We start from the raw sequence: 7716 nt of genomic DNA on the forward strand, positions 1-7716 counted from the left end.
ACGTCTCATTTTTTATATTTAGATTAATTTTGAGAATGCGCTGACACTAGCTGCGTATAATTCACATTGTGTCGTTTTTGGATTGTAGTAGGCAACAAGGAAAGAAGGATTTGAAATCATTTCACCATGCTTCATGTAATGGTGGTAATCAAATGGTATATGCTCTACAATCGTGTGCTTATACAAGTCTTTTTCTGTCAATTGAAGAGCAGCAAATTTATCTCCTAGAATGTTTGGTTGTTCTAAAATTCTTTTATAGTAGGCATTTACTTCTTCTTTCTTTCTTTGTTCTGTTGTCCATGATTTACGTGGGCGATATTTATGATTTTGTAAATAATCAATTGTCATTAACCCTTTCATGATATGGAGCTTCGCAGTTTTTCTTGATTGTAAAAAGTGATATAGGCGTTGGAATAAATCTTCTAGCTGATGTCCAATTCGTATCCATCCTTGTGTATCCCAATAAGAGCCAAATTCTTGAAAGAAGTCAAAAGGTGTATCAAATACATGGGATACGATATATGACACAGTGTTGTCCATACGATGGGCATTCCAATATTTTTCTAATACATCTTCAACTTGTTTAATTCGAATAATATCATCAAATGATAGTACATTATTTCCAAGCATTTCATATGGTGCATTCTCCATATATATATATTGATGATCATTTGCTCGAAGTCGAAGACCTGTACCACGCAGCAATTTTAAAAAGCCAAGTTGTAATTCTTCTGGTCTTAAAGCAAAGACATCATTAAATGTGTTTCGGAAGGATTGATAGTCTTCTTCAGGAAGTCCGGCAATTAAGTCTAAATGTTGATCGATTTTCTGTCCATCACGAACCATTGTAACTGTTCTTGTCAATTTTTCGAAGTTTTGACGTCGTTTTACAAGGTCGTTTGTTTGATCATTTGTAGATTGTACACCGATTTCAAAACGGAACAAACCTGGAGGAGCATGTGTATTTAAAAATTCAATCACCTCGGGCCTCATAATATCGGCTGTAATTTCAAATTGAAATACGGTTCCATCGACGTGTTCGTCAATTAAAAATTGAAACATTTCCATTGCGTAGCTACGGCTAATGTTAAAAGTGCGATCGACGAATTTAATAATACGTGCACCATTTTGCATTAAATAACGAATATCTTCTTTAATACGTTCACGATCGAAGTAACGGACGCCGACCTCAATAGAAGATAAACAAAATTGACAGCTAAACGGACAACCACGGCTCGTCTCGATATAGGTAATACGTTTACTTAAATGTGGAATATCTTCTGGGAAACGATAGGGAGATGGTAATTCTTTTAAATTTAGTTTTTCACGTTGCGGCTTGATTACATAGGTGCCATCGTCGTTTCTAAATCCGATACCGTCAAGATTTTCAAATTGTTGTGTACCTTGTATTTCAAATAGAAGATTTTTTACAGCCATTTCTCCTTCGCCGATAATAATAAAATCAATTTCAGGAACACGTTTTAGCCAATGTGGTACATCATATGTAACTTCTGGACCACCAACAAAAATGATAAGATTTGGATTAATCTTTTTGAGCATTTGAATGACTTCAATTGTTTCTTCAATGTTCCAAATATAACAGCTAAAGCCTATTACATCCGGCTTGCGCCTATGTAAATCTGTAACAATATTCATGGCAGGATCGTTAATTGTATATTCAGCCATCTCTAGATCAAATTCGGGCTGAGCATAGGCCTTAATATAACGAATTGCTAGATTTGTATGAATGTACTTCGCGTTTAACGTACTAATAACAACGTTCATATTTTTACCCTCAACTTTAATTTAGAATTACACTGTTTAGTATAGGCATATATATGAAAAAAAACAACGTTCACAAAAAAGTTGGATTTGCGCAAAAAAAGGACACTTTTTCTCTTGATGGTCATATAATTTACCAACAGAAAAAAAGTTGGTTAAAGGAAAGAAGGGGGAAGAGGTGAATAAAAGAATGCGTGAGAAGATAATTATATATGCGTATATACTACAAAAATTACGCATTATTAATGAACAAGAGAAGAATGCTATGCTGCAAATTACGATGAATAAAAGAGCCTTATAACGAGGCTTTTTTTATTTGGATAAAGTGAAACTTCCATTAGTGGGGGGCTTCATCCCCACTGATGGAAAGCCCGCCCAATCGGGCTTTTACGGGCAGTTATCCCCCACCTATCTTCTTCGCTTCTTTCTCAATCTTGAGGTGGGGGTCTTACTGCCCACGAATAGCGGGATAAAGTTTATGGAACATGGCGAAAGCGTATTGACAAAAAGGTTTTCTCATGTGATAATTCAATTAAATTTTTCGAATTATCAAAAAATATTGCCTTTTACATAAAAATAGAAGATAACAATACGGGGGTGACAATGTGTTATTATTTTTAAAGAAATGGAAGGAATTACGGGATATTAAGATGGAATTGGCTCTGCGTGATTGGTTTTATGGGACAAAAATTAGTTTATCGATGCGTACGTCTAAAGACCCGCTTACGTTTTTAGTTAATATAGAAGGAAAAGATAAAGACCTATTTGTGGAAGATGATTTTATTGTAGTTAACAGTACATGTGAACCAGTATTTGCGATTGATGAGAAACCGGCTTCCGAATCATTTATGCATGCAGATATTTATAAAAAAAGTCAGGCGGAATGTATTTTACAAGTACAAACAGTGGATAGTCACTTAATGTCGGAGTTATATGGAAAAGAAGGGGAAGTAACATTTGAACAGAGAAATGTAGAACGTGTTTTTGGGAAAGAAGGTATTACTGGTATTACAATTCCAATTGTAGAAAATGAAAGTAAATTTGCAAATTTGTTAGAAGAGAGTGTGCCTTGCTTTACGAAAGGTGGTGGAGCAGTACTTGTTCACAATTATGGATTAATTGTATGGGGAATAACGCCAGAAGAAACGAAAAAATGGCTAGAGGGATTAGAGTACTTAATGAACTACCATATAAAACTGTTAATGATTAAAGGGACAAAAAGTTCGGTGATATAATCCCAATTCTCTTTAGGTAGAAGTACCTAAAGAGAATTGGGATTAGGTAAGAAGTAATATTTAAAAATGAAAGCGTTTTACTCTTGAGGTTTTACTCATAAAATACGGCTCTCCTTATTATATATAGATTACATGTCGTCATGTGGGGAGGAACGTATTTTGCGAGTTAAATATCATTTTCTTTTAAAGCAACAAGTTGTAACTTGTTTCGAAAATGAAGATGCGAAGCGAGCTTTAGAGATAATGGAACGAAGTGGATACAGAGCGATTCCTGTTTTAGCGGAGGACGGTAAAACATTTAAAGGTATTCTTTATAAAGTAGATCTGTTAGAAAATAAGTGTAAGGAGCAAGAAGAAAGAAATGAAAGTGTTTCTGAGTTAATGAGAGATGAGCAAGCATTTATTTTTGAACGTGATTCTTTCTTTAGAGCTTTTTATACAATTCGCAGACTACCATTTTTATCTGTACTAAATGATTATCATGAGTTTATAGGCATTTTAACACATTCTAATATTTTCGATGTGATTGAAGACTCATTTGGAATGAATACAGGTGGGTATATATTAACATTAGCGACACATGAGTCGAAAGGAATCATTAAAGAGCTGGGTACATTGTTAAAGTTGTATAATATTGGTGGGTTATTTACGTTAGATAATGGTGATCAATATATTAGACGTCTTATTGTTAATATTACGGATGATTTGAATCAAAAAGAGTTAGAAACGTTAGTGGCGAAACTAGAGAAAAAAGGTTTTCGAGTTAGTCATGTAGACCGTATTTAGAAATAGAGAGAGGCAGAGGCCTCTCTCTATTTTTGTGAAGAAACAGGTGGAGTTGGCGATACAAGATCAGATAAGAAAATAAAATCAGCCTTTTCTTGAATTTTAGGAATATAAGATTTAATGACAGAAGATGTAATTTCACCTGGGGGACCAACGTGACCAATAGCTATCATAACAGGTTCAGTTTTTACTTTTTGTAAGAGAATATGTGCTTGTTTTGTTACGTGAGCCGAAGTATATATATCATCAAAAAATAGTTTGTTTTCTACAATAGGTACACCAATCTCTGCGCCAATTTTTTTGACAACGCTTTTCGGGCTTGTTTTACTATCTAAATAAAAGAGACCATGTTCTTTACAAACTGATAGTATAATGCGCATCACTCTTTCATCAGCCGTTACTTTTGAACCCATATGATTATTCATTCCAATTGCAAATGGAACTTCTTCAATTGCTTGTTTGATACGACTTCTAATTTCATCATCGCTTAAATCAGTTGTAATAGCTTTTGGGCCAAGCCACTCTTTTTTTCCTCTTACAGGTTCCATTGGCATATGAATAATAACTTCGTGTCCTTTTTGATGAGCTGACGTCGCGTCTTGTTTTGTAGACGGAAGAAATGGCATAACTGCAACAGTTAACGGGATAGGCAGTGATAACATTTTTTCCGTTCCTTTCATATTGTTTCCGAAGTCATCAATGACAATCGCTATTTTATTTGTGTGAGCGTAGGCTGGTACAGAAAAAGTTACGATTGGCAGTAGTGCGGTAAGTAAAAAGATAATCATATATTTTCGCATGTAAAATTCTCCCTTCATAATCATACAAAGCATCCATGCTTTCATCCACTGACGGTTAGTCCGCCCAATCGGGCTTTTACGGGCAGTTTATCTCCCACCTAACTTCTTAAGAAAAGCGGAAGCGGCGAAACGGCCGGAGATTCTAGCCGCTAGAGCTGGACAATGCTTTCGCTGAATTTTGAGGTGGGAGTATTACTGCCCGCAAATAGCGGGATAAATAATAATCTACTGTTATCGTTTACGTTTTGAATGAATTTAAACGCACAAAATGTCGAAAATAAAATTGTGAAAAAGAGTAAATTCTTTGTTCAGTTCGAATTTTCAATAAAATAAAACAAAAAAAATGTCTATTATTGCGAATGTATTTACAAAGATAGAATAATTTGTAATAATTCTCAAGGTGAGGATAAAGATTTGTAAATTATAGGGAGAAAATGTTTAATTTTCTGAACGTTCATACTTGATAAGCAGAGAAACAGAAATTTCATTCTTAATAAGAATGAAATACAAATTATGAAAGGATATCGAGGGGGATATGCATGTTTGTAGCAAAAAGGAAATCTACAATGGACAAGCTTTTGTATGATATTCATGTGAAGCGCGAAGAAATGATCCATTTAGGGCTTACAAATGGATTTAATAGCTTGGAGACAATTCAAGTAAGTCAAGAATTGGACAAGCTTATTGTGAAATATCAAAGTTACAAAGAGAAAAGGATGTCGAAATGGTTTTTCATGATAAAAACATCATTTTTTAAAATGTCACACACTGAGAAAGCGAATGCGTTTTGGACAACATTTATGAAGTAATCATCCCGTATGAAAAAGGGATGATTACTGTGAATGGAGCGGGAGTATAATGCATACTGTTGTTCCTATATTTTCTGTACTTTCAATTGTAATTTGACCATTATACATTTCGATAATTCTTTTGCATACGACAAGGCCTAGTCCCGTTCCTGTATCTTTGTTTGTAAAAAATGGATGAAAAATATGTTTTTGGATATGTTTTGGAATTCCTTTTCCTGTGTCTATAATCTGTAATTGTGCTGTACTTTCATTTGCTTCGATTGTAATAGTCAATGTATCATCTGGTGACATTGCTTCAAAAGCATTTTTGGTAATATTTAAAATAACTTGTTTAATATGATCGTTTGAACAGCGAATAGGAATTGGATTTTCAGCCATATGTATGGAAAGTTGTACGTTATGTAAATTTGCCTCGGATTGAATAATTAATGAAACTGCCTTTACAATGTCTCTTAAATCGTATGTTTTTTCAATAATAGCAGTTGGTTTCCCAAGAATAAGGAATTCACTGACAATTCCATTAATCCTTTCTATTTCTTGTTCAATAACGGAAAAATAAAATTGATCTTTTTCATTTGTGTGTGTTTCTTTTAAAAGAGTAACAAGTCCTTTAATGCCTGTAAGAGGGTTGCGGATTTCGTGAGCTGTACTTGCAGCAAGGGAACCAACTAATTCTAGTTTTTGTACTTCACTTTGTTTTCTTTCCAATTTTGTTTGTCTTTTTAGAAGAATGTATTTCACAACTAAAAATAAAATATTCATAAGAAATAATGTTATTAAACATTCCATAAAGATGTCACGATATAAAACGTTTTGTTGAATAGGTAATGGATAAATAGAAACGCTCCACGGTAATCTTGTTAATGGAACAGTAATTTGTTGTGTAAGTTTGGGGGAGAATTTAGGATTATTATCGTGTAAAAATGTAATTCCATACTTATCCAGTACTTCAAAGTGATATTTTGGTTTAATCGCATTTAAGGACGTTGCAATATAGTCAGACCGTAGGGTTGCTAATAGCAATCCGGAAACATCTTTGTTTTTATTGAAAACAGGAGTGGCAATCACAATCACTTTATGTCCAGAAGCACGATCTGTAATTGCAGATGAAACCGTCGTCTGTTTATTTTTCAAAGCTTCTTTTGCATAAGAACGATCGGTAATATCGATAGAATTTTTTAATCCCAATGATGATAATGTAACTTTGAGATCTGTATTTGCATAATACAGGCCAGTAAAGCGTTCGTCGGATTCATCTGTACCATGGAGAACTTGTTGTATTTCATTATCATTTTGCGCTTTTGCGCTAATAACCATCGCAAGCATTTCTAATGCAGATGTTGCTTCTCCTAGATAACGATCTAAGTAGTCTTTATATAAAAATACGACTGTATGAGCTGCTTGTTTATTTTCTTTTTCCAGTGTATATTTTTGGTGTAAAAACAAGATAGAGCTAATACAAAGGGTTGGCAATATAACAAGTGAAATATATAAAAATGTATTCCGTAGTTTTACGTTCAAAATTGCGGCTCCTTTTGTTTTTATTTTCATTATATATAAACAATCTCAAATGTGTAGTGTTTTTATTGTTTTTTGTTGTAATATGTTGAAGCATGACAGTATTTTTTTATGATTTTTATTTGAAAAGAAATTTAGTAAAGGATGGAAGTGTTATGACATCTCAGTATGAAGGAGAAGATGTTTCTAAATCGTTAAAAGTATTTATTGCTTTATCACGCGTACACCGCTCTGTTATGGATACTGCCAATAAGTCTATTCAAAGCAATGGATTAAATCCAACCGAGTTTGCTGTACTAGAACTGTTATACCATAAGGGAACTCAACCATTGCAGCAAATTGGGGAAAGAATTTTGATTGCAAGCGGTAGTATTACATATGTTGTTGATAAATTAGAGAAAAAAGGACTTGTTGAGCGAAAACCTTGCCATAATGACCGTCGTGTCATTTATGCTCATTTAACAGAACTAGGAATACAATTCATTTCGAGTATTTTTCCAAATCATGAACAAGTCATCCATGAATCATTTCACATGCTAACAAAGGATGAAAAGGACCAACTATTAGTGTTGTTAAAAAAGATAGGGAAATATGAGAAATAATAAAAAACTTTGAATGGATTTCAAAGTTTTTTATTTATCCCGCTATTCGTGGGCAGTAATACTCCCACCTCAGAATTCGGCGAAAGCATTGTCCAGCTCCAGTGGCTAGAATGTTCGGTGGCTTCGCTTCTTCCTAAGAGGTAAAAAAACACCTCTACGTCAGAAGCTCCATCCCCCTCACATT

At 34.0% G+C, this 7716-nt stretch carries 8 protein-coding genes; 5 read left to right on the plus strand and 3 right to left on the minus strand.

The genetic code is table 11. The features are described 5' to 3' along the window. Window positions 1-18 precede the first annotated feature (18 nt). Window positions 19-1785, minus strand: coding sequence for a B12-binding domain-containing radical SAM protein (locus MR076_RS24310; RefSeq protein WP_242224991.1), 1767 nt, complete (start codon window positions 1783-1785; stop codon window positions 19-21). Between the two features lie 175 nt (window positions 1786-1960). Here MR076_RS24310 and MR076_RS26450 point away from each other — a divergent pair, with 175 nt between their 5' ends. The 3 genes from MR076_RS26450 to cbpA all read left to right on the plus strand — a co-directional run bounded on the left by MR076_RS26450 (window position 1961) and on the right by cbpA (window position 3803). After that, window positions 1961-2083, plus strand: coding sequence for a hypothetical protein (locus MR076_RS26450; RefSeq protein ID WP_277928605.1), 123 nt, complete (start codon window positions 1961-1963; stop codon window positions 2081-2083). 304 nt (window positions 2084-2387) lie between these two features. After that, a complete protein-coding gene (locus tag MR076_RS24315) occupies window positions 2388-3017 on the plus strand; it encodes a class II aldolase/adducin family protein (RefSeq protein ID WP_242224992.1) in 630 nt (209 codons plus the stop codon). 159 nt (window positions 3018-3176) lie between these two features. Beyond that, on the plus strand, window positions 3177-3803 hold the full coding sequence (cbpA, locus tag MR076_RS24320; RefSeq protein WP_242224994.1) for a cyclic di-AMP binding protein CbpA: 627 nt from the start codon (window positions 3177-3179) through the stop codon (window positions 3801-3803). Between the two features lie 26 nt (window positions 3804-3829). On the opposite strand, the gene MR076_RS24325 is transcribed toward cbpA, so the two are convergent. Beyond that, window positions 3830-4603 carry a divergent polysaccharide deacetylase family protein gene (locus tag MR076_RS24325; protein ID WP_242224996.1) on the minus strand — a complete coding sequence of 258 codons (774 nt, stop codon included), beginning with the start codon at window positions 4601-4603 and terminating at the stop codon, window positions 3830-3832. A gap of 539 nt (window positions 4604-5142) precedes the next feature. Between MR076_RS24325 and MR076_RS24330 the strand changes: the two genes are divergently transcribed. Then, window positions 5143-5412, plus strand: a complete 270-nt coding sequence (locus MR076_RS24330) for an aspartyl-phosphate phosphatase Spo0E family protein (protein WP_242224998.1) — start codon at window positions 5143-5145, stop codon at window positions 5410-5412. 24 nt (window positions 5413-5436) lie between these two features. Here MR076_RS24330 and MR076_RS24335 read toward each other — a convergent pair whose 3' ends face one another. Further along, on the minus strand, window positions 5437-6933 hold the full coding sequence (locus MR076_RS24335; protein WP_242225000.1) for an ATP-binding protein: 1497 nt from the start codon (window positions 6931-6933) through the stop codon (window positions 5437-5439). Between the two features lie 152 nt (window positions 6934-7085). Here MR076_RS24335 and MR076_RS24340 point away from each other — a divergent pair, with 152 nt between their 5' ends. Continuing rightward, window positions 7086-7532, plus strand: coding sequence for a MarR family winged helix-turn-helix transcriptional regulator (locus MR076_RS24340; protein ID WP_242225002.1), 447 nt, complete (start codon window positions 7086-7088; stop codon window positions 7530-7532). The last annotated feature ends 184 nt before the right edge of the window (window positions 7533-7716 follow it).

The organism is Bacillus cereus group sp. BfR-BA-01380, from assembly GCF_022663535.1.
GTDB classification, from domain to species: domain Bacteria; phylum Bacillota; class Bacilli; order Bacillales; family Bacillaceae_G; genus Bacillus_A; species Bacillus_A cereus_BB.

Excerpts from the sequence above, each read along its gene's own strand:
- MR076_RS24310 (WP_242224991.1), bottom strand. The coding sequence starts at position 1,785 with ATGAACGTTGTTATTAGTACGTTAAACGCGAAGTACATTCATACAAAT.
- MR076_RS24325 (WP_242224996.1), bottom strand. The coding sequence starts at position 4,603 with ATGCGAAAATATATGATTATCTTTTTACTTACCGCACTACTGCCAATC.
- MR076_RS24330 (WP_242224998.1), top strand. The coding sequence starts at position 5,143 with ATGTTTGTAGCAAAAAGGAAATCTACAATGGACAAGCTTTTGTATGAT.
- MR076_RS24340 (WP_242225002.1), top strand. The coding sequence starts at position 7,086 with ATGACATCTCAGTATGAAGGAGAAGATGTTTCTAAATCGTTAAAAGTA.